Source organism: Lentzea sp. NPDC037011 (genome assembly GCF_055607425.1).
This window is the reverse complement of sequence record NZ_JBVJRT010000005.1, coordinates 695876-718908: the sequence shown is the minus strand read 5'-3', so window position 1 is coordinate 718908 and position 23033 is coordinate 695876. Positions and strand designations below refer to the sequence as shown.

The 23033-nt window shown below is 65.6% G+C and carries 25 protein-coding genes, 1 tRNA gene and 1 other RNA gene; 12 read left to right on the top strand and 15 right to left on the bottom strand.

Features of this window, described 5'->3' with window-relative positions; genetic code table 11:
* Window positions 1–2: 2 nt before the first annotated feature.
* Window positions 3–473: a hypothetical protein gene (locus tag ACZ7CH_RS19015; protein WP_360386528.1), complete on the bottom strand. Its 471-nt coding sequence runs from the start codon at window positions 471–473 to the stop codon at window positions 3–5.
* A 3-nt stretch (window positions 474–476) separates the two neighbouring features.
* Complete coding sequence (locus ACZ7CH_RS19010; protein WP_360386526.1) at window positions 477–755, bottom strand: hypothetical protein; 279 nt, start codon at window positions 753–755, stop codon at window positions 477–479.
* Between the two features lie 489 nt (window positions 756–1244).
* On the opposite strand from ACZ7CH_RS19010, the gene ACZ7CH_RS19005 reads away from it, so the two are divergent.
* Window positions 1245–1436 carry a ParB family protein gene (locus ACZ7CH_RS19005; protein ID WP_360386523.1) on the top strand — a complete coding sequence of 64 codons (192 nt, stop codon included), beginning with the start codon at window positions 1245–1247 and terminating at the stop codon, window positions 1434–1436.
* A 61-nt stretch (window positions 1437–1497) separates the two neighbouring features.
* Here ACZ7CH_RS19005 and ACZ7CH_RS19000 read toward each other — a convergent pair whose 3' ends face one another.
* The 3 genes from ACZ7CH_RS19000 to rnpB all read right to left on the bottom strand — a co-directional run bounded on the left by ACZ7CH_RS19000 (window position 1498) and on the right by rnpB (window position 4780).
* Window positions 1498–3084, bottom strand: a complete 1587-nt coding sequence (locus ACZ7CH_RS19000) for a DUF6345 domain-containing protein (protein WP_470374436.1) — start codon at window positions 3082–3084, stop codon at window positions 1498–1500.
* Window positions 3085–3244: 160 nt separating this feature from the next.
* Entirely contained in the window at window positions 3245–4369 is a 1125-nt protein-coding gene (locus ACZ7CH_RS18995) for a threonine synthase (protein WP_360386518.1), read from the bottom strand.
* A 17-nt stretch (window positions 4370–4386) separates the two neighbouring features.
* Window positions 4387–4780, bottom strand: an RNA gene (gene rnpB, locus ACZ7CH_RS18990) — RNase P RNA component class A.
* A 176-nt stretch (window positions 4781–4956) separates the two neighbouring features.
* On the opposite strand from rnpB, the gene ACZ7CH_RS18985 reads away from it, so the two are divergent.
* Both ACZ7CH_RS18985 and ACZ7CH_RS18980 read left to right on the top strand, forming a co-directional pair.
* Window positions 4957–5478, top strand: coding sequence for an NAD(P)H-dependent oxidoreductase (locus ACZ7CH_RS18985; protein WP_360386515.1), 522 nt, complete (start codon window positions 4957–4959; stop codon window positions 5476–5478).
* A 19-nt stretch (window positions 5479–5497) separates the two neighbouring features.
* Window positions 5498–5677: a hypothetical protein gene (locus ACZ7CH_RS18980; RefSeq protein ID WP_360386512.1), complete on the top strand. Its 180-nt coding sequence runs from the start codon at window positions 5498–5500 to the stop codon at window positions 5675–5677.
* A gap of 2 nt (window positions 5678–5679) precedes the next feature.
* Here the strand turns inward: ACZ7CH_RS18980 and ACZ7CH_RS18975 are convergent, their stop codons facing one another.
* Window positions 5680–6780 carry a bifunctional RNase H/acid phosphatase gene (locus ACZ7CH_RS18975; protein ID WP_470374435.1) on the bottom strand — a complete coding sequence of 367 codons (1101 nt, stop codon included), beginning with the start codon at window positions 6778–6780 and terminating at the stop codon, window positions 5680–5682.
* 119 nt (window positions 6781–6899) lie between these two features.
* Between ACZ7CH_RS18975 and ACZ7CH_RS18970 the strand changes: the two genes are divergently transcribed.
* Window positions 6900–6985, top strand: a tRNA-Leu gene (locus ACZ7CH_RS18970).
* Here the strand turns inward: ACZ7CH_RS18970 and ACZ7CH_RS18965 are convergent.
* The 5 genes from ACZ7CH_RS18965 to ACZ7CH_RS18945 all read right to left on the bottom strand — a co-directional run bounded on the left by ACZ7CH_RS18965 (window position 6964) and on the right by ACZ7CH_RS18945 (window position 12205).
* Complete coding sequence (locus ACZ7CH_RS18965) at window positions 6964–8712, bottom strand: recombinase family protein (RefSeq protein WP_470374434.1); 1749 nt, start codon at window positions 8710–8712, stop codon at window positions 6964–6966. The two genes, ACZ7CH_RS18970 and ACZ7CH_RS18965, sit on opposite strands and share 22 nt — an antisense overlap.
* 151 nt (window positions 8713–8863) lie before the next feature.
* A complete protein-coding gene (locus ACZ7CH_RS18960; RefSeq protein WP_470374433.1) occupies window positions 8864–10942 on the bottom strand; it encodes a P-loop NTPase family protein in 2079 nt (692 codons plus the stop codon).
* Window positions 10939–11541, bottom strand: coding sequence for a hypothetical protein (locus ACZ7CH_RS18955; RefSeq protein ID WP_470374432.1), 603 nt, complete (start codon window positions 11539–11541; stop codon window positions 10939–10941). Before ACZ7CH_RS18955 ends, ACZ7CH_RS18960 begins: the two co-directional genes overlap by 4 nt.
* Window positions 11538–11870 (bottom strand): hypothetical protein, encoded by a 333-nt coding sequence (locus ACZ7CH_RS18950; protein WP_470374431.1) that lies wholly within the window; start codon window positions 11868–11870, stop codon window positions 11538–11540. The genes ACZ7CH_RS18955 and ACZ7CH_RS18950 overlap by 4 nt, the downstream gene beginning before the upstream one ends.
* Window positions 11867–12205 carry a WhiB family transcriptional regulator gene (locus ACZ7CH_RS18945; protein ID WP_470374430.1) on the bottom strand — a complete coding sequence of 113 codons (339 nt, stop codon included), beginning with the start codon at window positions 12203–12205 and terminating at the stop codon, window positions 11867–11869. Before ACZ7CH_RS18945 ends, ACZ7CH_RS18950 begins: the two co-directional genes overlap by 4 nt.
* A 348-nt stretch (window positions 12206–12553) precedes the next feature.
* On the opposite strand from ACZ7CH_RS18945, the gene ACZ7CH_RS18940 reads away from it, so the two are divergent.
* The 3 genes from ACZ7CH_RS18940 (at window position 12554) to ACZ7CH_RS18930 (ending at window position 14984) form a co-directional block, all read left to right on the top strand.
* On the top strand, window positions 12554–12937 hold the full coding sequence (locus ACZ7CH_RS18940; protein WP_470374453.1) for an XRE family transcriptional regulator: 384 nt from the start codon (window positions 12554–12556) through the stop codon (window positions 12935–12937).
* A 128-nt stretch (window positions 12938–13065) separates the two neighbouring features.
* Entirely contained in the window at window positions 13066–14637 is a 1572-nt protein-coding gene (locus ACZ7CH_RS18935; protein WP_470374429.1) for a helix-turn-helix domain-containing protein, read from the top strand.
* Window positions 14634–14984, top strand: a complete 351-nt coding sequence (locus ACZ7CH_RS18930) for a signal peptidase I (protein WP_470374428.1) — start codon at window positions 14634–14636, stop codon at window positions 14982–14984. Before ACZ7CH_RS18935 ends, ACZ7CH_RS18930 begins: the two co-directional genes overlap by 4 nt.
* On the opposite strand, the gene ACZ7CH_RS18925 is transcribed toward ACZ7CH_RS18930, so the two are convergent.
* Window positions 14973–16523 carry a transcriptional regulator gene (locus tag ACZ7CH_RS18925; RefSeq protein WP_470374427.1) on the bottom strand — a complete coding sequence of 517 codons (1551 nt, stop codon included), beginning with the start codon at window positions 16521–16523 and terminating at the stop codon, window positions 14973–14975. The two genes, ACZ7CH_RS18930 and ACZ7CH_RS18925, sit on opposite strands and share 12 nt — an antisense overlap.
* Before the next feature lie 205 nt (window positions 16524–16728).
* Between ACZ7CH_RS18925 and ACZ7CH_RS18920 the strand changes: the two genes are divergently transcribed.
* The 4 genes from ACZ7CH_RS18920 (at window position 16729) to ACZ7CH_RS18905 (ending at window position 18894) form a co-directional block, all read left to right on the top strand.
* The gene (locus tag ACZ7CH_RS18920) at window positions 16729–16854 is read left to right on the top strand and encodes a hypothetical protein (RefSeq protein ID WP_470374426.1); all 126 of its coding nucleotides are present in this window, start codon (window positions 16729–16731) and stop codon (window positions 16852–16854) included.
* Window positions 16855–16867: 13 nt separating this feature from the next.
* The gene (locus ACZ7CH_RS18915) at window positions 16868–17041 is read left to right on the top strand and encodes a hypothetical protein (protein ID WP_470374425.1); all 174 of its coding nucleotides are present in this window, start codon (window positions 16868–16870) and stop codon (window positions 17039–17041) included.
* Window positions 17042–17089: 48 nt separating this feature from the next.
* The gene (locus ACZ7CH_RS18910) at window positions 17090–17989 is read left to right on the top strand and encodes a helix-turn-helix domain-containing protein (protein ID WP_470374424.1); all 900 of its coding nucleotides are present in this window, start codon (window positions 17090–17092) and stop codon (window positions 17987–17989) included.
* A 62-nt stretch (window positions 17990–18051) separates the two neighbouring features.
* Window positions 18052–18894, top strand: coding sequence for a DUF5753 domain-containing protein (locus ACZ7CH_RS18905; protein WP_470374423.1), 843 nt, complete (start codon window positions 18052–18054; stop codon window positions 18892–18894).
* Window positions 18895–19017: 123 nt separating this feature from the next.
* Here ACZ7CH_RS18905 and ACZ7CH_RS18900 read toward each other — a convergent pair whose 3' ends face one another.
* The gene (locus ACZ7CH_RS18900) at window positions 19018–19707 is read right to left on the bottom strand and encodes a hypothetical protein (protein ID WP_470374422.1); all 690 of its coding nucleotides are present in this window, start codon (window positions 19705–19707) and stop codon (window positions 19018–19020) included.
* A gap of 266 nt (window positions 19708–19973) precedes the next feature.
* On the bottom strand, window positions 19974–20645 hold the full coding sequence (locus tag ACZ7CH_RS18895; RefSeq protein ID WP_470374421.1) for a hypothetical protein: 672 nt from the start codon (window positions 20643–20645) through the stop codon (window positions 19974–19976).
* Between the two features lie 1051 nt (window positions 20646–21696).
* Between ACZ7CH_RS18895 and ACZ7CH_RS18890 the strand changes: the two genes are divergently transcribed.
* Window positions 21697–22074, top strand: a complete 378-nt coding sequence (locus ACZ7CH_RS18890) for a hypothetical protein (protein WP_470374420.1) — start codon at window positions 21697–21699, stop codon at window positions 22072–22074.
* A gap of 105 nt (window positions 22075–22179) precedes the next feature.
* Here the strand turns inward: ACZ7CH_RS18890 and ACZ7CH_RS18885 are convergent, their stop codons facing one another.
* A complete protein-coding gene (locus ACZ7CH_RS18885) occupies window positions 22180–23028 on the bottom strand; it encodes a serine peptidase (protein WP_470374419.1) in 849 nt (282 codons plus the stop codon).
* Between the last annotated feature and the right edge of the window lie 5 nt (window positions 23029–23033).

Here is a 23033-nt window from a genome sequence, read left to right as displayed (position 1 = left end):
GATCACGGTCTCGCCGGCGTCCGAACACCGCGAACCTCCTTCTTGCGCGTGGCTGACGTCCGGCGGTTCTGGGCCTGCTGTCTCGCCCGTTGTTTCTTGCTCAACTTGGGACGAGGGCGCTGCGAGCTGACCCGGATCCGGGCGGCACTGGCCGCCCCGCCGGTGCTGGCCGTGCGTTCTCGAGGTGCGGTGAGCTCGCGGACCCACATCGACATGACCGCCGTGAGCGGGCGTTCGTGGCTGATCCGCTGGGTGATGAACCTGGTCAGGATGATCGTGGCGACGAGGGCCCACGCGGTCGAGAAGAACCCGAACCCGATGCCCATCTGGCGCTCGATCGTGAGTACGACGAGGAAAACGACGATCCCGACGCCCCACGCGACGTAGCGCGCACGCCAGGGGAAGGTCGCTTTCGGCGGGCCCAGCCAGACGGCGTCGACCCGGTAGACCTCGTCGTCAGTGCGAACCCGCACGCGTCAGCCTCCGACGAACAAACCGGCGAGCCACTGCCCGATGTTCTTGCCCGCGTCGGTCGTGACCGCGAGGCCGATGATGGCCAGTGCGACGATCACACCACCGAGGCGGCGCATGACACCCGCGTTGTCGCCCTTGCCGCCACCCAGCCAGAGCAGCAGCAACGCGACGGTGAGCAGGAGCAGGGGAACGATGTTGCCCAGGATCCAGTCGCGGATGTTGTTTGTGCCCGGCACCGTCGGCTGCTGCTGAGCGAGTGTCACCAGTTCCATGGCGGTCATTTAGGTACTCCTGAGTGCGCTCGGGCTTGCGCTACGAGTAGAACACGAGTTCGTCACGGCGTGTGGAGCAAGTGGAGCTGGCTGCAGATCATCTGGGCGTTCCCCGGGCGGCGAATTACGTCTAATCTGGCCGACACATCATCACTGAGGAGACGTCAGTGGGGAACACCAGGACCAAGATTCTCTCCGTCGCTGGCAAGGTTCACCCGACTGCGAACGCCCTGGTCACACACAGTGCGTGCGTCTCAAAACCGCGCACGTGTCCATCCAGGTTGGATGCGCTGAACGGCCGGTTCGCGGCTCCGCCGCGCGTACGCCCCGAAGCGACGACTCCGAGGAGATTCGCCCATGCTCGAACCTGACCTCGTGCCGGACGGAAGTGTGGACGGAATCACAGCCTCCCCTAGTGCTCCAGGCGTTCCCCAGCCTACCGGGACGGGCCCGCAATCCCGGCGCCGGGTCCAGCGGACGATCAACTTCGACCGTTCGGTGCTGGAGCGCGCCCGTGCGGCGGCCACGTACCTCGCGTCGTACGAACCGCAGGCCGGGGTGCGCTCGCTCGCGGACATCGTCAACCCGGCTGTCCTGGCGTACGTGACAGAACTGGAGGAGCTGTACAACGGCGGGGAGCCGTTCCGGCCCGTGCTGCGGATGCCGTCCGGGCGGCCGGCGAAGCGCTGAGCACGCCGGAAAGGCCCGGCGACCGCAGTCGCCAGGCCTCCCACCGGTGTGCCGGGCAGGGTCAGGACCCGCCGCGGATCCGCCAGAACATGCCGGTCGAGGCGTAGTCGGGACCCACGGAGCCCTTGCCCCAGAAGTAGTCGTTGAAGTTGCCGTACCCACCGGACGCGCCCAGGTACACGCCCATGGTCGCCCACTCGACGGACGCGGGCTGGGTGTCGATGCTGGCCTGCGCCCACGCGTCGCGGACCTTCATCGGCTTGTTCCACCACAGGAACGGCGAGCGCCACAGGTAGTGGCCGTACTTGCCGCCGTGGTTGGAGGAGTTGTAGCTGATCGTGGTGAAGCTGTTGATCTGGTGCAGGCCGCGGAACGCCTGTCCCCAGCGCTGGCCCCACGTCTGGCCACCGGTGTTCGTCTCCAGGATCAGGCAGGTGAAGAGGCTCATCCACTCGACGTCGTTGTTGCCCCAGCGCGCCTCGGTGTTGGCGAGCTTGGTGTCGTTGTGGTTGGAGCAGCCGGTGAAGTAGAAGCCGGTGCCGGAACCGTGGCCCTGCCAGTAGGTCAGGTCGACGTCGTCGGCCCAGTTGGTGTCGTCACCGCCGGGGAACACCGGGTCCTTGAAGTCGCTCTCCCAGGCGTTGTGGTCGAGCCAGCTGAAGTCGCGGGTGATGCCGTGGCTGCTCGCCTCGGAGTTGAACGAGCCGATGTTGGCAGGGGTGTTGGGCAGGCCGGAGCAGTTGCCGGTGCCCTCGCTGCCGACCTGGGTGCCGGCGCGCTGCGCCTTGAGCTGCTGCTCGGGACGCGGGGTCTGCGGCGGCTGCGGGGCGGGCATCTCCGCGCCCACCACCGCGGGCAGGATGATGGCCTGCGGTGCGCCGCCGTCGGCGTTGCGGCCGGTGCAGCGGAACGACGGCTCCACCCGGTCGACCTTCTCGCCGAGCGCGGGGGCCGCGTAGACGTAGTTCACGTCCGGCTTCACCTCGGCGCCGAGGTAGCTCTGGCACAGCTTCAGGCCGTAGGTCAGGTCGTTGACCTTCACGCTGCCGGTCTTCTCGTACGTGCGGGCGGCGTGGCTGAGCGCCGTGACGCCCTGCGCGTCGAACGCGACGCGGATGTTCGCGCCCTCGCCCTCCAGCGGGATGCCGCCGAGGTCGAACGTGTACGACACCGACGTGTCGAGGTTCTGCGTGAGCCCGGTGCGGCCGTTGGCGTCCGCGAGCTCGAACGTCGTGTGCCGGGCGGTCGGGGTGGCGTTGTCCGGCAGCACCCCGGCGGAGCGCAGCGCCTCCTGGACGCGCTTCACGGCCACGTCGGTCGGGACGGTCTGGATGCGCTTGAGGGCCTCCAGGTCCAGTGCGGACTGCGTGGTCTCGTTGCCGTCCTCGTCCTCCTTGCCCCGTCCTTTGTCGACGGTCGGGACCTGGAGGTAGCGCTGCTCGTCGGCGAACGCCACCTCACCGCTCTCGGACCTGGCGACGTCCTTGAGCCCCAACGCCCTCTGCAGCTTCTGCGCCTGCTCCTGGTCGAGCCCGGAGCTCGTCACCCCGTACACGGGCAGCTCCGCCTCTGCGGCGAGGCTGGTGCCCGCGGCTCCCGCGGTGATCAGGCTGGACAGGGCCAGCACCGCGGTCAGCTTGCGTTGCATCGTCTTGTTCCCCCTCCTCGGTGGTACGGCCGGCTGCAGGGGCCGACCGTCTGACAGGAGGATGGGGGCGTGCGGGCCGTGATACCGGGAGTGGTGAACCGGGGCCGGCGCACCACTCGAACGGCCGCATTTCTGTAACGCCCTCAGGGCCTGCGCGTACTTAGAGGCGGATCCCCGGGTATTTGACGCCCGCACCGGTGTTGAGCACGACCACCTCGTCGGCCGGCTGGAGCCAGCCGTCCGCGCGCAGCTGCCTGACGGCGCTGACGGTCGCGGCACCCTCCGGGCACAGGAACACGCCTTCGAGCCGGGCGCACTCGGCGCGGTCGGCCTCGATCTGCTCGTCGGTGACGGCGACCGCGGTGCCGTTGGTCTGCCGGAGCGCTTCGAGGATGATGAAGTCCCCCAGCGGTTTCGGCACGTTGATGCCGAACGCGGCGGTGTGGGCGCCCTCCCAGAACACCGACTCCTCCGCGCCCTCCACGAACGCCCGCACGACCGGCGCGCAGCCCGTCGCCTGCACGGCGACCAGTCTGGGCAGCTTCTCGCTGATCCAGCCGAGCTCGCGCATCTCCTGCAGCGCCTTGTAGATCCCGATGAGGCCGACCCCGCCGCCGGTCGGGTAGACGATCACGTCGGGCACCCGCCAGCCGAGCTGTTCGACGATCTCGTAGCCCATCGTCTTCTTGCCCTCGATCCGGTAGGGCTCCCGGAGGGTCGACGCGTCGAACAGGTCGACGTCGGCGAGGGCCTTGGCCGCGTCGGCGATGGTGCCGGGCACGATCCGCAGCTCGGCACCGCTCGCCGCGACCTCCTCGCGGGTGATCAGCGGGGCGTCCTCGGGCATGGCGATGACGCTGCGCAACCCGGCGCGGGCCGCGTACAGGGCCCAGGCGGCGCCCGCGTTGCCGTTGGTCGGCATCTTGATGCCCTTGATGCCGAGCTCCTTGGCCTTCGCGACGCCGACGGCCGCGCCGCGGGCCTTGAACGACCCGGTCGGCACGAGCGACTCGTCCTTCATGATGACGTTCGCGTCCAGCGCCCGGCTCAGCGCCGGCAGCGGCACCAGCGGGGTCATGCCCTCGCCGAGGCTGAACGCCGGGTCCGGGCTGAACACCGGCAGCACGTCGCGGTAGCGCCACAGCGAGTTCTCGGCCGTCGGCCGGGTGACGCGGGTCAGGTCGTAGCGGGCCAGCAGCGGCGAGGCGCAGGAGTGGCAGAGGTTCTGGACGGCGTTGGCGTCGTGCTCACGGCCGCACCGGGCGCACTCCAGGTGAGAAAGCATGCGTCCATCAATACAGGCGGATGAGCCGGCATGTAAGCCGGATCCTGTTCACGGGGCTCACGCCCCGCTCGGCGGCCATCCATCTCGGCCTGCCGTCGCCGACAGGCTCTAGCGGCCTACCCGCGAGCATCGGGCGGGCCGCCCTCGAACGCTCGCGCAGGCGCCGTCGCTTTCGGTCAGGCGCCCTCTTGGCCTTGCTCCGGGTGGGGTTTACCTAGCCGCCCCAGTCACCTGGGGCGCTGGTGGTCTCTTACACCACCGTTTCACCCTTACCCCGGCCGTGGGCCGAGGCGGTCTGTTCTCTGTGGCACTGTCCCGAGGGTCGCCCCTGGTTGCCGTTAACAACCACCCTGCCCTGTGGAGTCCGGACTTTCCTCGACGGTCTCCCGCCGCGGCCGCCCTGCCGACTCATCCGCGTCCACCAGGATATCCCAGCGGCTGGGAGCGGTTGTCCACTGGTCCGAACGTTGCTTCACTCACACCCATGACACGACGTCGCCACGTCGACTACGGCCGCGTGGCAGCCAGCCTGTGTTGCCGCTGAGACCGCCACCGCCCACGTCCGCGATCTCAGGGAGTGCCCTGCCGTGTCCGAGCTGCTGATCATCTCCGGCGCGCCGTCCCCCGCCGCGCCCACCGGTCTCGTCGTGTCCTGCGTCGCCGCGCTGCTGGAGGCCGCCGGCCACCGCGTGACCCACCTGAACGTGCGCGCGCTGCCGACGTTGTCGCTGCTCACCGAGGACCTGCGCGACCCGGAGATCGCCGCGGCCGTGAGCTCCGTGCTCTCCGCCGACGGCGTCGTCGTCGCCTCCCCGGTCTACCGCGCGGCCTACAGCGGCCTGGTCAAGGCGCTGCTGGACCTGCTGCCGAAGAAGGCGCTGCGCGGCCGCGCCGTCCTGCCGCTCGCGACCGGCGGCAGCCAGGGGTTCCTGGTGGCGATGGACTACGCGCTGCACCCGTTGCTCGCCTCGAAGGGCGCGGACCACGTGGTGCGCGGCGAGTTCGTGCTGGACCAGAACGTCGGCACCCCGGCGGCGACAACGGCGCTGGAGGCCGCGGCGGACCGGTTCATGACGGCGCTGACGCCCCACCTGCGCAAGGCCGGCTGACCACTCCGGGAGGGGAACCGTGAAGCTGTTCGGCGTCGTGCTCCTGTTGGCCGTCTTCACCTTCCTGCTGCTCGACACCGGGCCACCGGCAGAGGCGTCCGCGGACCCCTCCACCCTCCCCGACGTCGAGGTGCTGGCCCTCAGCGGCGCCCTGGTCGCGGCGGCGGTCGCCCTGGCGGTGCACCGCCGCCGTTCCTAGCTTCAGCCCAGGTGTGACGTGTCGTTGATCAACTTCACCGACGCGTGCCCGTCCGGGTAGAACTCGGCGATCGAGACGCCGGTCAGGTCCAGGTGCATCCGGAACAGGAACTGCGGCCCGACGTCCAACGCCTGCCGCAGCAACGTCTTGATCGGCGTGACGTGACTCACGACCACGAGCGTCTTGCCGCCGTACTTGGCAATCAGATCCGTGCGCGCCTTCCGCACCCGCGCGTGCACCTGGTCGAAACTCTCCCCCTGCGGCGGCTGGACACTCGTGTCCCCCAGCCACCGCCGGTGCACGTCGGGGTCCCGCTGCGCCGCCTCCGCGAACGTCAGCCCCTCCCACGCGCCGAAATCGGTCTCGATGAGCCCCTGGTGGGTGACCACCTCAAGCCCGACCGCGCCGGCGACCTCCCGCGCGGTCTGCGCGGCCCGCTGCAACGGCGACGACACGACCGCCGCGACGTCCTCCACCTCGGACAGCCGCTGCGCGGCCTTGGCCGCCTGCTCCAGCCCCAACTCGGTGAGCGGGTGGTCGCCGCGGCCGGAGTAGCGGCGCTCGACGCTCAACCTGGTCTGCCCGTGCCGCAGGAGGATCAGCCGCGTGGGCTCGCCCGTGGCTCCACTCCAGTGCGGCTGCTTGTCGCCTTCGGCTTTGGCTTGGACCGGTTGGGAGGGCTTTCGGGGTTCCTGAGGCTTTTGCGCCTCGTCCATGGCTTCGTTCGCAAGCCGGTCAGCCTGCCGGTTGCGCTCCCGCGGAATCCACTCGTACGAGACCCGGTCGAACTCCTGCGCCACCTGCCGCGCTTCCTGCGCCAACGGCTGCATCGAGGGGTGCTTGATCTTCCACCGCCCCGACATCTGCTCGACGACCAGCTTGGAGTCCATCCGCACCTCGACGACCCCGGCCCCGACCTCCGCCGCAGCCCTGAGCCCCGCGATGAGCCCCTGGTACTCGGCCACGTTGTTGGTCGCGACCCCCACGAACCCCTTGCGCTCGGCCAGCGTCTCCCCGCTCCGGTGGTCGCGGACAACGGCCCCGTACCCGGCAGGCCCGGGATTGCCCCGCGACCCCCCGTCGGCCTCGACGATGACCTTCACCGGCCGTCCTCCTCGCTGTCCACGCGCCTGTGCGGCCCCGATCGTAGGCGGGCGTGCCGGCGTTGCGTGCCCCCTGGTTCAGGGGGCGTTCTGGGGGCGTATATGCTTCAGCCACACCGGTCCGGGTGGCGGAATGGCAGACGCGCTAGCTTGAGGTGCTAGTCCTCGCAAGGGGGTGGGGGTTCAAGTCCCCCCTCGGACACCAGCACTATTCACCCCCGCGGGGTTGATGGAGACATCAGCTTCGTGGGGGTTTTGCTTGTACCGGACCTGCAGGTCGATCGCCTCGTACAGCTCCTCCAGCCTCGTCGGCGCATGACCCTTGAGCGCTGCGCTGACGTCTCCGATGGAGTCGATCGCCGCGTAGATCTCGGCGACGTCTCGCTCGGCGGGTGCCGGGACGTTGTCCAAGGCAGCCCGTGCCGCGAGCCTCTCGGCCTGCGCGTCGTTGATCGCCTCGACCAACGCAGCCGGATCGACGCCGGCCATGATGGCGTTCTGGAATCTCGTCAGCTTGGCTTCCGCGTCAGCGAGCCTCCTCTTCGCGGCACCCCGGTTGACCTCGATCACCGGTTCTTGTGACTCCGTCAACGCGGCGACGGTCCGGTCCCGGTTCTTCCGGTCGAACAGGTGCCCGAGCCAGCCGTTGACGGCGTCCTGAAGAAGGTCCTCCCGCAAATAGATCGCTCCGGGATGTGACGCGAGCACCGGAGAGCCCGGAGCCAGGGTGCGTGCCGGGCACCGGTAGTACATGGCTTTCTTGCGCGGGCTGCCTTCCATCTTCCGCCCGCAGATGTCACATCGAATCCGGCCGCGGAACAGGTAGCGGTGCTTCACCGTCCGTTCGGACCGCTCTGTCTTCCGCGCGGTCCGCAGGCCGCCTTTCGATTTCCGCAGGAGCTGAGCAGCTGTGAAGTCCTCGATCTCCACGATGTTCGGATGCGCCGGTTCACGCGACCGGATTACCCGATCCGGACTGGCCTTGCGGAACCGGACCACGTGACCGGCAGAGACGTCGTCGGGGTCGAGCAGAGTTTCGTACTTCGTGGAGCGGCCGAAGAACGCATAACCGGTGTAGCGGGGGTTCTCCAGAATCGCTCGCACGGTGCTGCCCTGCCAGCCGTCTCCATGCCGGTGCCGGTTCTGGTCCGGCCGACGCGCAGACGGACACGGAATCCGGTCACGGTTGAGTCCGATGGCAATGGCCCGATCGCCCTTGCCACTCAGGTACTCGGCGAAGATCCGCTGCACGACCCATGCGGACTCGTCGTCGATCGCCAGCACCCGCAGCCGGTAGCCCTCCGCTGACTTGCGCGGATTTGGGTGCGGTCCGCCGTCCACCGTGACGTACCCGTACGGCGCTCGTCCGCCTTGATGCCTCCCCTCGTTCAGCACCTGCGTGTCCATCGCGGCACGGACACGCGCCTGCACGTGCTGACGCTCAGACTCGCTCATGCCCCCGAGCACGCTCATCAGCATCTTGTGCGACGGGTTGCGCGGGTCGTACTTCCCACCCAACTCCGGCACCCACAGGTCAACGCCGTACGCCTCGAACCGCGGAGCGATCAACGAGAACTGGTTGCCGAACCAGCACCGCGTTCCCTCCCCCACGACAACGGCATTCCAGCCGCGGTGCGGGTTTTTCAAGGCTGCCAGCAGCCGTGACGCCTCGTCCCGTCGCTCCCACGGCACCGACCGCGACTTCCCGACGTCGAAGAACTCCTCCACGATCCGGCCACCCAACGGCCCGACGAACTTCTCCGCGTTACCGAACTGCCAGCCGCGTGACGTCTCCGGGTCCTGGTTGTCCTCCGTCGAGCACCGCCCGTATCCCGCTACCGGGCCGATGCCGTCTTCCACGACTTCGCTGACCTCGATGCCCCACAGGTCGTCGAGCGTCGCCCACGGGTCTCGGCTGATTTCAACAGTCACTGCACCTCCCTCCCGGAGTCCCCGTCCGGGGCCTCCATCTCGCTCAGCTCGAACAGGATGTCTAGCAGTATGCGGCTTAGTCGCCTGGTGAGGACAGGTAGGGCCGCCGGAAGGTTGACCTTCAGCTCCGCGTGGTCCGGGTCCGCACCGGTCATAGCTGGTCCACGTCGGGTATGTGCGACGAGCCGATTTCAACAATCGCAGCTCGGATGTCCGCGGTCAGGTAGCCCCGGACCCGTCGTGTGCCCTCGTCCTCCTGGACGTACTGCCGCGTGGGTCGGCAGCCAAGGTCGCCCATGTCCTTGCCGAACGTCGTCGGCTCGACGTTCAGCGCCTCCACGAGCTCGGCCGTGGGCACGAACTCTCGCTCGTCCAGCCCGTCACCGAGGTAGTCCATGACCGCGGCCAACGGCTCCGGCAACTCGATCTCGTTCCTGCTCGGCCCGTCGATCTCCCGCACGACCTCCGCGTGATGGAGCAGAGGCTTGTCCTGACCTGCGGCCTGCCCAGTCAACGTCCCTTCGGTCTCCCGGAGCGCACGACCGCGTTCGCAGATCGCCCGCCAGTCCTCGTTGGGCATGTAGAACGTCCGCACGGTCAGTGCGAGCACATCGGCCCCGGCCTGTGTCTCTCCGTCCGGCCGCAGGATGCCGACGCCCTTGTGCGATGGGAGCAGTCGGCTGCTGTCGTAGCCACGGGTGTTCATCTGTTCCCCGAGAACGATGTTGCTGTCCCGCCAGTCCATGACCCGCAGTGCGAACCGCGATCCGAGCACCGCCCGCAGCTTGGACGGGATCGTGTTGCTGTCCGGCCGCTGCGTAGCGAGCACCAGCACCAGGCCAGCCGCGGGCGCCTTCTTCGCGAGCCACGTCAGCAGCTCACCAATCTGCTCCCCTGCGGTGAGCTTCTTCCCATGCACCACAACAGGAGTGCGATCTTCCAGCGCAATGTGGACCTCATCGACGATCAGCGCCGTGATCGGCATGTCCAGCGACGGATCACGGGACATCGCCGGCGTCACCTTCGACTCGGGACACGTGACGTCGTCCAGGTCCTGCATCCGCCCATACCGCCGCTGAACGTCCGCGACCAGCTCAACGAGCCAGTCCAGGAACGCCAACACGTGCTCGCTGTCGTCGCCGGCCATGAACCGGTGTGCGACCTGCTCCGCGGCCTGCCAGTCCTTCCCGTTTTTGAAGTCGGCGACGTACAGCCGCGCGTGTGGATCCAGGATGAGCCCAGCCGCAGCCAGCCGTTCCGCCATCGTCTTCCCCTGCCGGGGAATCGCACCGATGAGCACCGACGTCCACACCAACGGCAGGTCGATCCGCCGTCCGCGAGCGTCGGTGCCGAACGGCACCGGCCGCCACGCGTCCCACCGTTCGACCGTGAGCAATGGCGTGCGGATCGGCGGTGAGGCGTACGGATCCTCATCTGCCACCCACATCGCCACGCGACCGGCGTGACCACCGTTGCCACGCACCCGCTCGACGCTGAGCTGGATCTCGTCTACCGCCAGCGCCGACGCCAGATCCTCCCGATGCTTCACGACGTCAGCAGCCTTGCGCGTCGCCGGCAGGTCCACGGTGATCGCCCAACCAGCCCCCTGCCGAGACGCCCGCTCGACCAGCCGCAGCGACTCGTCCTTACCGATCAGCTTGGCGTCCCGGAACGCGTCGACCAGCACCTGAGAATCCATCGTCCACGTCAGAGTGCGCGGCCCTGCAAGCACCGACTTCCGCCCTGGTGAACCGTCCTTCACCCGCCCGACGATCGCCAGCACGGCCGCGCCGATGCCCCCAACGCTCCACAACACCAGGTCGCCATAGAGCACCCAAGCCACCGTGATCACCGCACCACCGGCGAGCAACACGATCCCGGTGACCTTCCACCGGAACAGCGTCAGCGCACGGATCTCGACGAACTTGTCCGCCAGCTTCTCCGACTGCTCGGCGGCGTCGCGGTAGTCCCTCACCCGAACCCAGTTCCGCCAGCCACGCGCCGCAACCACCAGGCCACGACCAACGGCACTCACACAGCGCAGTGGAGCCCGAAGCACCCATGCGAGCGCGTCCTTCGCGGCGAGCTTCAAGGCTTCCCGAGACTTCAGCGCCGGAGGCACGACCCGCGAGTAGCGCCAGGTCGTCTCGATCCGCCGAACGAGGGCCGCACGCTCGTCGACCAGCTCCCCTTCGAGAACCTGCTCAGCAGGCACCAGCTCGCCGCTCATGGCTGGTCCCCGTTCAACGCCGCGGCCAGCTTCGAGGACAGCCCGCGCGAACACCCCGTGACCTCGCGAATCCACGCCGGCGAGACCTTGGCACTCGACTTCCGAGCCTTGCGAGCCATCTCCAGGTACTCCGCGAACGACGTCCGCGGGCCGAGTGCCACGGCCTCCACCGTGGCACCCGCAGCGGTCCCGAGCTTGTCCCGCAACTCCGTCACGGCCTCCGCGGCGACGAACACGACGAGCGGCGGCACCGAGTGCAACACCACGAGCGCCGCGGACCCGGCCACGAACGCACTCCAGGTGTTCATGACGTACGTGGCCCCGAGCGTGAACCACTTGGCCGCCCGCACCCATCCACCGAGCCGCACCCCGTGCCGAGCAGTCACCTGCTCGGCACGGAGGATCGCCAGCAGCACCAGCAGCACCAGCGACACCATCGGGTCCAACAGCCACGCCGCGAACCAGGCCAGCGACCAGACGGCAGCGCCAGCCGCGGCGAACTGCTGGACGTTGGTCATCGTGAACGCGAGCCCGAGCAAAATCCCGGTCCAGCACAACCGGTCCACCTGCACGGCAACCCGCTCGATCGGCTCTCTCACTTCCGATCACCACCACGGCCGCGAGGCTCGTACGTGGTCACGGTGAGCGCCTTCGTCAGCGTGTACGACGCAAGCAACGCTGGCACCCCGAGCACCGCGAACAGCAGCCAGCCGTTCCCGCCGTGCGTCACGACCACCCACTGAACGATCACGATCAGCACGGCGTTCACGACCACCCGGCCACCGAGCGACATCAGCCGGACGCTCGACCGTGCCGCGTTAGCCGCGGCCTTCGCCCGACGAGAACCAGCCCGCCAGACCAACACCAGAACCAAGAGGACACCGACCGCGGCCAGCACCTGAGTGGGCGTGACGCTGATGGCGTTCATGAACGCGGCCCCCTCTCGGCCCGTTCACCACGCTGGAGCCAGTGCCGGTGCACCTCGCGCCGCTCGTCTTCCGGCAGCGCACCCCACACCCCGACCGTCTCAGCGCCGGCCGTGCGCAACTCCAACTCCAAGCACTCGTCCCGCACGGGACACCCCGTGCACTGGCGCTCGGCCAGCTCTCGATCGGTCAGGTCCTCGTCCGCCCACGGCGGTTCGCCCGTGAACGCCCACATGCACAGTCCGTCGCTCTCAACGACGTCAGTCAACTCATCGGTCAGTACCCATCGCAGGTGGTCCAGCGACCAGGCGATGCCGACCAGTCGCAGATCAGTCACGAGGCACCCCCGGCTCCGAGAGCAGTCGCCGCAGCGAGCTGTTGGAGACGACGAGACGTCCGTACTGACGCTCAGCGGTCAGGAGCCCGAGCCGGATCGCCCGGAAGACGACGGACTGGCTGACGCCGAGCACCCAAGCGGTCTCGCGGATGGTGTGGACAGAAGACACAGAAGTACGCATAGGAATAGGCCCTTCAAAGAGTGAGCTGACGATTTCAGCTCTAAATGATTGATTTCAGCGCGCATGAAGACGCGTTTGATTGCACGCGGCGCGGAATGCGCCGTGTCACGTCACCGAAGAACGAAAAGCGGCTAATCTCAGCGCTGAGGCGGAGCGCGGAGGAATACGTGTCGGAGGATTGGGCGGCAGTCGCCAAAGCCATCAACCAGCGCGTGAACGAGCTGGGTTGGCGTCAGCGTGAGCTCGCGGAGCGTTCGAACGTCTCGCAGGCGATCGTCCGCGAGATCCAGCACCACACAGTGGAGCGCCGGCGGGGGCCGCGGACGCTGGAGTCGTTGTCCACAGCCATGGGCTGGCACCCGCAGCACCTCGACGCAGTGCTGCACGGCCGCCGCCCGCCAGAACGGGACGAGCCGATCACCGACCCCGGCGACTCGCTCTGGTCGCGTTTGGACAGTGTCGAACAGCGCCTGATCGACATCACCGAACGCCTGGACGACCTCAAGTCGGACCTCGCGTCCGTAGCGAAGCAAGTTCGCGAGAACCGGTAGCGCAGTGCGTTTCTGCTGGTTGAGCGCTTTGATTTCCATGCACCAATTCCAGCGCGAATCGCCACTCAAGCCCATGCATGTCCAATGCAAGTTCAATGCAGCTTCAGCGCTCCGGGGGTAGCGCGAGCATGAGCGAGAACACTGAGTGGACCGGCCAAGCAGCGCGCTGTCTCCAAGCCGCGCTCCGCATGACTCACGAAGCCTTCGCCGAACACCTCGGCGTCGGCGTGCGCACAGTGGCCTCGTGGCACCAGAAGCCGGATACCAAACCGCGCTCGGGCATCCAGCGCGAGCTGGACGCCGCCGTGGCGAACGCTTCCGACGACGTCGTCGACCGCTACCTTGAGCTGCTCGTCGGCGGCCCGCTGAACCTCCCGGACGGCGCTTCCGAGGACGCCGAACTCCGTTTGAGCAAAGACGCCACGATCGTCGCCGCCCTGAACTGGCTCGACGAGCGAGCAGGTTGGGACCCCGGCACAGCACGCCGCGAGGTGGCCGCGCGCCTAGCAGCCCTGGATCTCCACGCCCTCCAAGACCGTGGCGTGCGCCGCGGCCGCGTGAACCAACGCGACACAGCGCGTGCACTCGCCGCCTACTACGGCAGCTCGACGACCGGCCACGGCCGCTACTCAGCCACGTTCGGCGCGAGCACGTCCACCTCAACGACGGTCCTGACGCACCCGGACTGGCTCGACCTCGACTGCCCGCTGTTCCCCAAGCACGACAAGCTGAAGCTCGCCGGCGTGACCCCAGCCGATAACATCACGATGGACGAGGCGAGCGCAGACCGCGCCGCGCAACGCCTGGCCGAAACCCTGGCCCTAGGACACCGCATGGTGAACATGCCGCTGTTCCGGCTGCTCGACGTGGACATGCGAAAGCACCAGCTCGCGGGAACCGTGGGCGTGACGGACTTCGTGGGCTACGTGGTGACGATGGATCTACTCGAAGGCGAGCTGGTCGACGCCCTCACCACGGAGCGGCCGACGAACCCCGGCTCACTCCCCCTCCGCGACACCTACATGCCGAACCTCGCGGCAGCGCTCAACGTCGGCGATCGAATGTGCGCAGGCGGGGCCCTCGCACTAACCGCCATCGCCCGCCCCGCAGACGCGTTCCGGAGCGAGCCGGACTACCTCCTGCTCGTACAGGAACGCTCAGGCCACGTCATCAACGCCGCTCGCCGCCTAGCAGTGATCCCGAAGGGCTTCCACCAGCCGCTCACCGACTTCCGCGCTGACGCCCAGGTGGGCGCGACCCTCCGCCGCGAGATGGAAGAGGAGCTGTTCGGCCGCGACGACGTCGACAACACGGTCGGCGAGCAGCGCCACGCAGACCCAATGCACCGGAGCCGGCTTTCCGAGCCGATGAGCTGGCTACTGGCCGAACCCGACCGCCTGCGCATGGAGTGCACCGGCTTCGGTCTGAACCTCGTGAGCGGCAACTTCGAGTTCGCCAGCCTCATCGTCATCGAGGACGAGAGCTTCTGGACGCGATACGGCGGCGACGTCCAAGCCAACTGGGAAGCGTCCCGTCTGCACCAGTACTCCAGCCGTGACCCGGAGCTGCTGGACGAGCTCGTGAACGATGTAGCTTGGAGCAACGAAGGGCTTTTCGCCCTTCTGCAGGGCCTACGCCGCCTTTGCGAGATCGGCGGCGAGCGCGTAGACCTGCCAGAGATCGAATGGGAGATCAGGTGACCGCCAACTGGCAAGCCGGTAACGCCGCGGACGACAGCACGGACACCCGCGGCTGGCTAGTCGGACACTTCATCGACCCATCGATCGGCGTCCGCTCCCAGAAGGACGTCGAAGTGAAGTGGGGAATCCACCCCGCCGGCGACAAGCGTCCGGAGTGGACCGCAGACGACCAGCGCACGACGCTGGTTCTGTTGGTAGAGGGTAACTTCCGTGTGGACACCACCGATGGTAGCAAGACCATGAGCCGCCAGGGCGACTACATCATGTGGGGTCCAGGCGTCGACCACTCGTGGGAAGCACTCGCCGACTCTGTCGTCATGACCGTCCGCTGGCCGTCACAGACCTGACAGCTCGAAGTTCGGCAGGCTTACCCGCGGGCCGCCGATCTCACGCAGCCGCCGGAGCCCTTGGAGCAACGCGAACAACCCCTCGTTGCTCCAAGCCTCCTGTTGAATCAGGTCCGTGAGGAGTTCGCTGTCCAGGCTTGAGTACAGCGTCAGCCCGGATGTCTCCCAGTTCGCCTCAAGTTGCCCGCCGAACCGCGGCCAAAACTCCTCGTCCTCGATCACCACGAGCGTCGCGAACTCGTAGTTGCCGCTCACGAGGTTGAGCCCGAACCCGGTGCACTCCATACGCATCCGCTCCGGCTTGTCTTCCAGCCAACTCATCGGCGCTGTCCAGCGACTCGGATGCATCGGCGACACCGCCCGCGGGACACCTCCGGTCGCGTCCACGTCATCTCGTCCGAACAGCTCTTCCTCCAGCTCTCGCCGGAGCGTGGCACCGATCCGCACGTCAGCGCGAGGATCGGTGAGCGGCTGGTGGAAGCCTTTCGGGATGACCGCCAGCTTCCCAGCGGCGTTCACCACCTGGTCTGACCGGGTCTGCACAATCAAGGCGTAGTCCGCATCGCCGCGGAACGGGTCCGCTGGCCGTGCGATCGCCACGAGCGTCAGAACCCCACCGGCACAGACTCGTCCGGCGACATCGAGCACGGTATCCATGTTCGGCAAGTACCTGTCCCGCAACGGATTCACTGCACCGGAACCGCTCGCCACCGAATCCGCCAGCTCCGCTTCGAGCAGGTCTAGCGTCAGCGCGTACTCGACAAAGCTTCCCACGTCCACCGTCCCGCCGATGCCCCGTGCACTGACGTCGATCTCCGCCATCCGGTACAGCGGCAGGTTCGCGAACCGCACGCCCAAAGCCGCGGACGTCACGAGCCGCTGGACAGCCGCCTCTGCGTAATCTGCGTCCAACACGCGTGCCGCTCCAGTTCGCTGCACCAAGGCCAGCCGCTCGTTGCCCGCGTCAAGCGGTAGCCCAAGCTCGCTCCATTCCGGCTGCGTGAACACGCTGGTCCGAATATCCAAGCCAGGACCGCGGATGCCGAACGTGTCGCCGGTTCGGTAGTACCGCCTCACCGCATCCGCGACCTGACGCCGGCCGATCCGGCTCCGCCGCGCACGCTGGCCGTGGACCGCTCCGATGTCAGCGAGCTTCAGCCCAGCGCCCACCTTCGCCGCGGCCGAACCCTTGGCCCAACCAGCGGCGTCATCCAGCCACTCGAACGCACCCATCAGGTCAGGGTGAACCGGCACATCAGCCACACGTCCCGCAGGACTGCGCTCCATCGGCGCAGACAACAACTCCTCGACCGGCATACCGAGCATGCTCTCCAGCAACCGGGCGGTACTCGCCTTCACCTGGCCAAGAGACTCTCCAGCGGACCGACGACCGGCAACGAGCCTCTGAAGGTGCCGGAGCCCGAGCGTGCCTGGCTCCCGATGCTCGCGCGCGTACAGCTCGGCTTCCTGAACGAACTCCTCCAGCGTCAGCCGACGCTCCCATATGCGCTGCTCAAGCACCGTGCGGAACGTCCGCATCACTCCTCCTAGCTCCCCAGGTCGCAGCAGGTCGTGCCAGGTCGCCCACAGGCCGTACCGCCGACCGAGCGCTGATGGAATCTTGATTTCAGTCTGACACGCCTGCTCCGCAGACGTCAGACCGTCCGGTGACGTGAGGACTCCGCGTCCGCCTCAAACACGTCACCGGACCCCGCAAGCACGTGCCGCTGAGAAGGGAGCCGCCATGACCGCGCTCACTGTCGCGCTCGGTCTCGTGGCAGGGGTGACGTGGACGTGGGTCATCGGCGACCACCTCGACTGGTGGCGGCGAGCAGCCGCGCGCCGCCGATACCTGAGACACCGCCATTAGGCGGGGTTAGCGGATGAGCGACCTCCCAGCAGAGGCGTATGGCGAGGCGTGGTTGTCGCTCACCAACGAACAGCGCTCCGAGTTGCTGTCACTGCGACGAGACAACCAACTCAGCGAGAAGGCACTGGACAAGGCGCCCACCACCCAAGGCGAGCACGAACAGTCCCGCCGGCCGGAGACCACGTAGCCAGCGAGCTTCTCATCAGTCCTTCACAGCAGAGCAAGGAATCGGGACATGCCCAAGAGGAACTCCACCGCGCGCGGACGCGAGTTCGGCGAGAGGTTGCGAGCGACCATCGCGCAAGCGGGCATGACTTCCCGACAGCTCGCCGACCTGCTGGGCTGGGATGAGGCCAAGGTCTCGAACGTACTCAACGGCAAGGGAGGGATCACCACCTTGGAGCTCGCAGTGGTTCTCGGCATCTGCCGAGTCTCCGAGCCCGAACGCGAGTACCTGCTCAGCCTCTTCCCCGCTACCGAGCTGCACGGCTGGTGGCAGGCACACGGCAAGTACGCGCCAGTCCGGTCACACACAGCCCTCACCAATCTTGCCGCGGCGAAGACCCTCGTCAGCTGGCATCCTCATGCGATCCCGGACCTCCTCCGGACAGCCGACTACGCGCGTGAAGTGCTGGCCGCGTCAGCCACCGTGCCAGCGGCCGAACTGGACGAGCGGCTGCGCGCGATGCACGAGATGCAGGAGTTGCTGCGCAACGACCTCCACTGCACGTTCTACGTCCACGAGTTCGCGCTCGAACTCCAGGTCGGTGGCCGCGAAGAGCACATCGCCCAGCTGCAATACCTCATGCGCATGGCGAACTGGACGAAGATCAGGATTTTGATCGTGCCCGCGGCAGCCGGTGCGCATGCCGGCATGGCTGGACCGTTCACGCGGCTCACGTTCCCGAAGTACCAGCCGCTGATCTGGATCATCATCGAGAACTCCAGCCTCTTCGTCGAAGAGGAACACGCGGTCGAAGGATATGAGGCAGTCGTTCGAGCGCTCGACGCGATCAGCCTCGACGAGGACCAGTCGCTGAAGTGGATCTCGCGCCGATGCGTACGCCTCCAGGAGTCCGACGGAGCCGAGCACGTGATCCACGAGGACGAGGACGAGCCCTTTCCGCCGCTGTAGGCGACAAGTACTTCGCACAGAGATGAGAGCGAGCAAAGTGATCGTGAGGCGTCGAACTCCACATGCCTAAGAACTTCCGAGCTACCGCGCTCGAACGCGCTGTTGGTCGAAAGCTGACCAGGTGGCGAGATCACCACGACCTCAGTCTCGTCGAAGCAGGCAACCGCGTCGGTTTCAGCAGCGCCAAGCTGTCCATGATGGAGAACGCGATACAGCCCTCCGCAGCCGTCGACATCATGGCGCTGGGCTACGTCTACAAGGTGCCCACGCCTGAGTGGCAGTTCGTGATGACGCAGGCGCAGCATGCCGCGGACCTCAGAGCGGTCCTGCAGCCCCAAGCGACCATCTTCGATCCGGCTGAGGACTTCCCCCTCCTGATCGCTGACGCGACACGACTGCGGACGATCGCCACGGACACCGTGCCCACCGTCTTCCAGCTCGCCGACTACACCAGGGCGACGACCCAGTGGGACGCCCCAGCGAAAGCTGCGCAGCTCTCCGGCGCCAGGGAGGCGTGGACAATCCGATCAAGTGGGGACGACTCTCTTGCCGTCGAGGCAATGTTCCCAGAAGCGGTGCTGCGACAGCTCGTGGGCGGCAGGCGCGTGATGAAGGCGCAACTACTACACCTCATGGAGGTAAGCGAACTGCCCGAGGTAAGTCTTCGGGTGGTGCCGCACGCGGCTGGGGCCTATCCCGCGATGAGCTGCCCTTTCACCTGGCTGAGCTTTCCTCACCGACAACACAACGACGTTGTGTACGCAGAGACGTTCCTGCAGTCCGAGTACTTCGAAAACGATGCGCAGGTCGCGCAGGTCGCGGACCGGTTCTCAGCTCTTAGGATGTTGGCGCTCAACGAAGGTGAGTCGTTAGAACTCATCAGTAAGGCCGCCGCACTCATCTAGTCAAGCCCGCTCCTAAAGCGGGTGGTCGAAATCTCGAAGGGCGCACGTGGGAGGAAAGTTGGATTGACAGCAGCACAGAGCCTCTGCCCGTGTGCAATTGAGATCGCGCGCAACCAAACTAGATCATTGCACAGCATCCGAGTTCCTCGCCGACGAATCAAGTGCCAATTCCATCTTTACTGCGTTCATGAATTCTGCTCGCTGGTGCACGTAGTGCTCCTGCAGGTCGCGCAGCCGCACGCGAATATTCTCGTCCACAAGACTTTCATACTGACTACCACCCCGGCCACCTTCACGCTGTTGGAGCGTGATTGATTCGCGCAGGAAGTACATCGTTCGAGTACTTATTTCTTGAAGCTTTCGCGCTGGCCCTAGCGCCCCTTCCCCAGCCACAAACTCCACGGCAACGAGATTTGCGTCGATGTCGGCGATACGGAGGACGATCTCATCTTCATCCATCAGGAGATCATTTAGCATCGCAGCCTGCCGAAGGAATCCCGCAATCCAGCTGCGCTCTGAAAACCATATATGATCCACCGCATTAGCAAACTGTCGATAAATTTCGAACCGCTGCAACCTCCACTCGATTCGCGATTCATGCGCTTGGCGCAGCTCATCCTTTCGCCTGTCCATTTCCAGGCGCCACTGATCTCTCTTATACTCACGCTCCCAGCGAATATCCTCGCGCTCTAGCTCGCGCCGCCATCGACGATCTTCCCGCCACGCGTTGATCAATTGTCCGCTCACAATGCCGATAATTCCCAGCATTGCAACGGCGATAGGCACCCATACCGAGACCTGTCCTGATGGCACGCCATGCATGATATCGGCAACTCGAACTTCACGACAGCGATCAGATCACTGCAGCTCGCGACACGTGAGAAAGAGGGCCCAACCTAGGTGGAGGAACTGCACCCCCCCGGAAGCCACTGCGGGGAGGGGCGAAGTCGTCGGCGACCTTAGCTCGCGATCATCGAACGGCTCCAGCTTCAGCTACTCGCTTCCACTGCCTGTCTGACTGTCACAGATGCCGGCAGACGACCCTACGATGACACACCAACACCCCTTTACCCTGGCAATTATCTAGCTGACGGCAGCATAAATTCAAATGGTTGCTCTTTCATCTGCGCTCCGTCGCAAGTCCACGTTATTACAGTTGGCCAGTCGCGGACTTCGACAGAGCTCAAGGATAGATCGAGATCAATCGGCGGAAGTGTGTATTTAAACCCTGGATACACTACAGTTTCACCGCCATACCACGTCAAGACCCTATAGTAGCCATCGGCATCAAACTCCTCATAAATCCATCCTTCATTTGCCCCGTCCCGATAGAACACCCCTTCATTTCCGACACGAATACGGACAACTGGCCTAAGTGCACCGACATTACCGACGTTAGCTAGAGTAAGCTCGATCACACTTAGGGAATTCCTTGCATGCAATTCAAGATCCGGGCGCCGAATACTGTTTCTATAGGCAACAAAGGCAACGAGTGAAGCGATCAACGCAAGAACAGCCGACCACCAAGAGGTCGCCGCCTGCACGATGCCCATTTTAGTTGGAACATCCATATTGGAGTTCAATGTCACTATCGGAATAATAGCCAAAAGGACAATTGTTGGCACAGCCCCAAGGAGAATCGCTGCTGCTTGCACACCTGAGCCGATGTGATGACGATGGATCACCACTCGGCCGGCGCGGACCTGCGGTCCATGCAACCGGCTTACCTCGCCTGGCTGGTCAGCGCTCATACTTGGCGAAGATACAGAGCTGTGTCCGCCTGGGCGGCACTGTCGGCCGTCCCGTTACCTCAGGCTGCTGGCACAGCCACCAAGACGGGCTCGTCAAGGTCGCCGAGACGGCAGAGCAGACCGGGACCATCGCGACCGCGAGGTGCCAAACGGTCTGACAAACCCGTGAGGAGTCTAGGTGCCGTCAACTGCGCACGGCACACCGACGACGATCAGAGCATCGCCACCCGTCCGCGCCCGCAGTCTGTCGACACTACGTTGACACCAGCCAGCCTGCCGACATACGGGACAGGATCTCGGCTCACGCGTCCTGCCATCCGCGGGACCATCGACGCAGGTGACAAAGCCAGATCTATGGTGAGAGGCCCGTCCCTTGTGACCACCGCGCGGGACGGGCCTCCGATGCCGAACGGCCAGGTCGGCCTACGAGCACCGTGGTACGCACAGCTGGCGCGAACCTCAGAGGATCCAGGGACAAGAGGGGGCGACTGACCGAGGCGACCACCTCGCGGCACGCAGGTGGGACGTTCCGTCCTCTACATACCGACTTCCTCATCAGGCAACCACGTGAAATGACTCTCAGTCGGTCAAGCGCTATCAGAGACACTTACTGTCAATCGGATTTCCGTTGACGGAGACAATCTCGCTTACCCCACTTATTCCGGTTTTGACTCGAATGTCTGGCACGTCCTCAAAATCAAACCGTAGCTCGATTCTAACCTGCGCCACGAGCACCTCTTCGGCGCGATGCACTGCCTTCATCGATGCCTCATACTTATCATGCGGCCGAGGATTTTTCAATCCTCGGCCGCTTTTTCGTCGTGGCGTCTGCTGCCGAGTACGTGAACCCCCTTGTCGAGCACACATCACGACGCACTGCGGAGCCCGCATCATTTCGGACAGTGTCAGCTCGCTGTCTTAGCCAGCCGAACAGCAATCGCAACCTAGCCATGGAATCAGCTCCGATGCCGGATTCCTGGGGAGCTCGCTGGATGTGCACGCACAGGACCCTTCGGCCGTCTTGCCAGAGGCGATCTGGTAGCTCTAGATCGTGTACGTCTTCGGGGGAACGATCAGCGGCGCACATACCGCCATGCAGAAGTCGCTCGATCACTTCGTCGGCGGTTGTGTCGCCGAGTTCAAGCGGGCACGAGCCGAGGAGCTCGGTGAGTCGGAGGAGGCCAGCTGGCGCAACAGCTGGCCTGAGCTGCTCGACGCGCTGGCACAGGCAGGGCTCGGTGACTTGCGACTGTTCCTCGATCGAGCATCTCCCCGCCACCGCAGGCGTGCTGCACAAGTCCTCTCAGTCTCTAAAGCACTTGCCGGACACTGTGGAGATCCTGCACCAGTCATCTGGGCGCTTGGTTTCGACCACCGACTACATCGGCTCGCTCTACAGCGCGGCAAAGCAGCTCCGCAACTTGCCTGATCACGCCGGAACCCTCTCCGAAACAGCCCAGATGACCTACGCAGACCGAAACAGGGCTACGTGGGTGAATAGTGTACAACTTCGTCCTCGCGCAAATCTCCACAACTACAAGTACGGTCGCAAGGCATCCCGCAGCGCAGCCGAAGAAAGGTAATTGTTGAATCTGTGGAAATCGACCGGAGCGATACAGGTCTCGACCTCCAGGTCGATACCTGAGAATTTGTGGCCCAGCAGGCGCGGCACCGCGACCAGGTCACCCACATCTGAGATATTGATCCACGTGCCGACATTCGGAGGGCGACTCCCCCAACCTTCCAAAGGCTGCGGATGAAGTTTGTCGAAGATCGCTCCAGGCAAAGCGAGAGGTGAACCGACTGTCACCAAGAGATCGACATGCCAGTCCAATATAGTCCACAGCGCCTCATAGGCGACCACACTTCCTAGAGAGTGGGCGATGACGACGCGCGGGTGCCTCTGCAATATTTTCTGTGCGACGATTTCTTGAACCGCCGACCGGCGCTCGGGCCGGTTCAGATACCAGGAAACTTCGCGAACAAAACGGACCACCAGGCGAATCAAGCCATGCGACGACTTTCCGGTTTTGTCAACCAGCCAACTGAGCTGCTGTCGGATCGGCATGGTCAGCCACCCTTGTCGCACTGGATCCGGCACACCGATCTCGGCGAACCAATCATTCAGTACTTCAAGCTCCACCTGACTAAACCGATCCAAATCATCTACACCCGAGATGATGTCGCCAGACTGAACTCCGCGCTCTCGCAAAGCGTGTGCGTAGTACGCAGCCGCGACCGAAACCCTCGACGCTCCCGACCGCCCGCCAATAGATTCATCTAGCGACGCTTGCCAGGATTGCCCCAGAGATGAAGCTGCTGCTTCAGGCGATAGATGCGCCTGGTAGTTTCCGATCCCATGTATTGCAACAATTTCCACCATCGCCC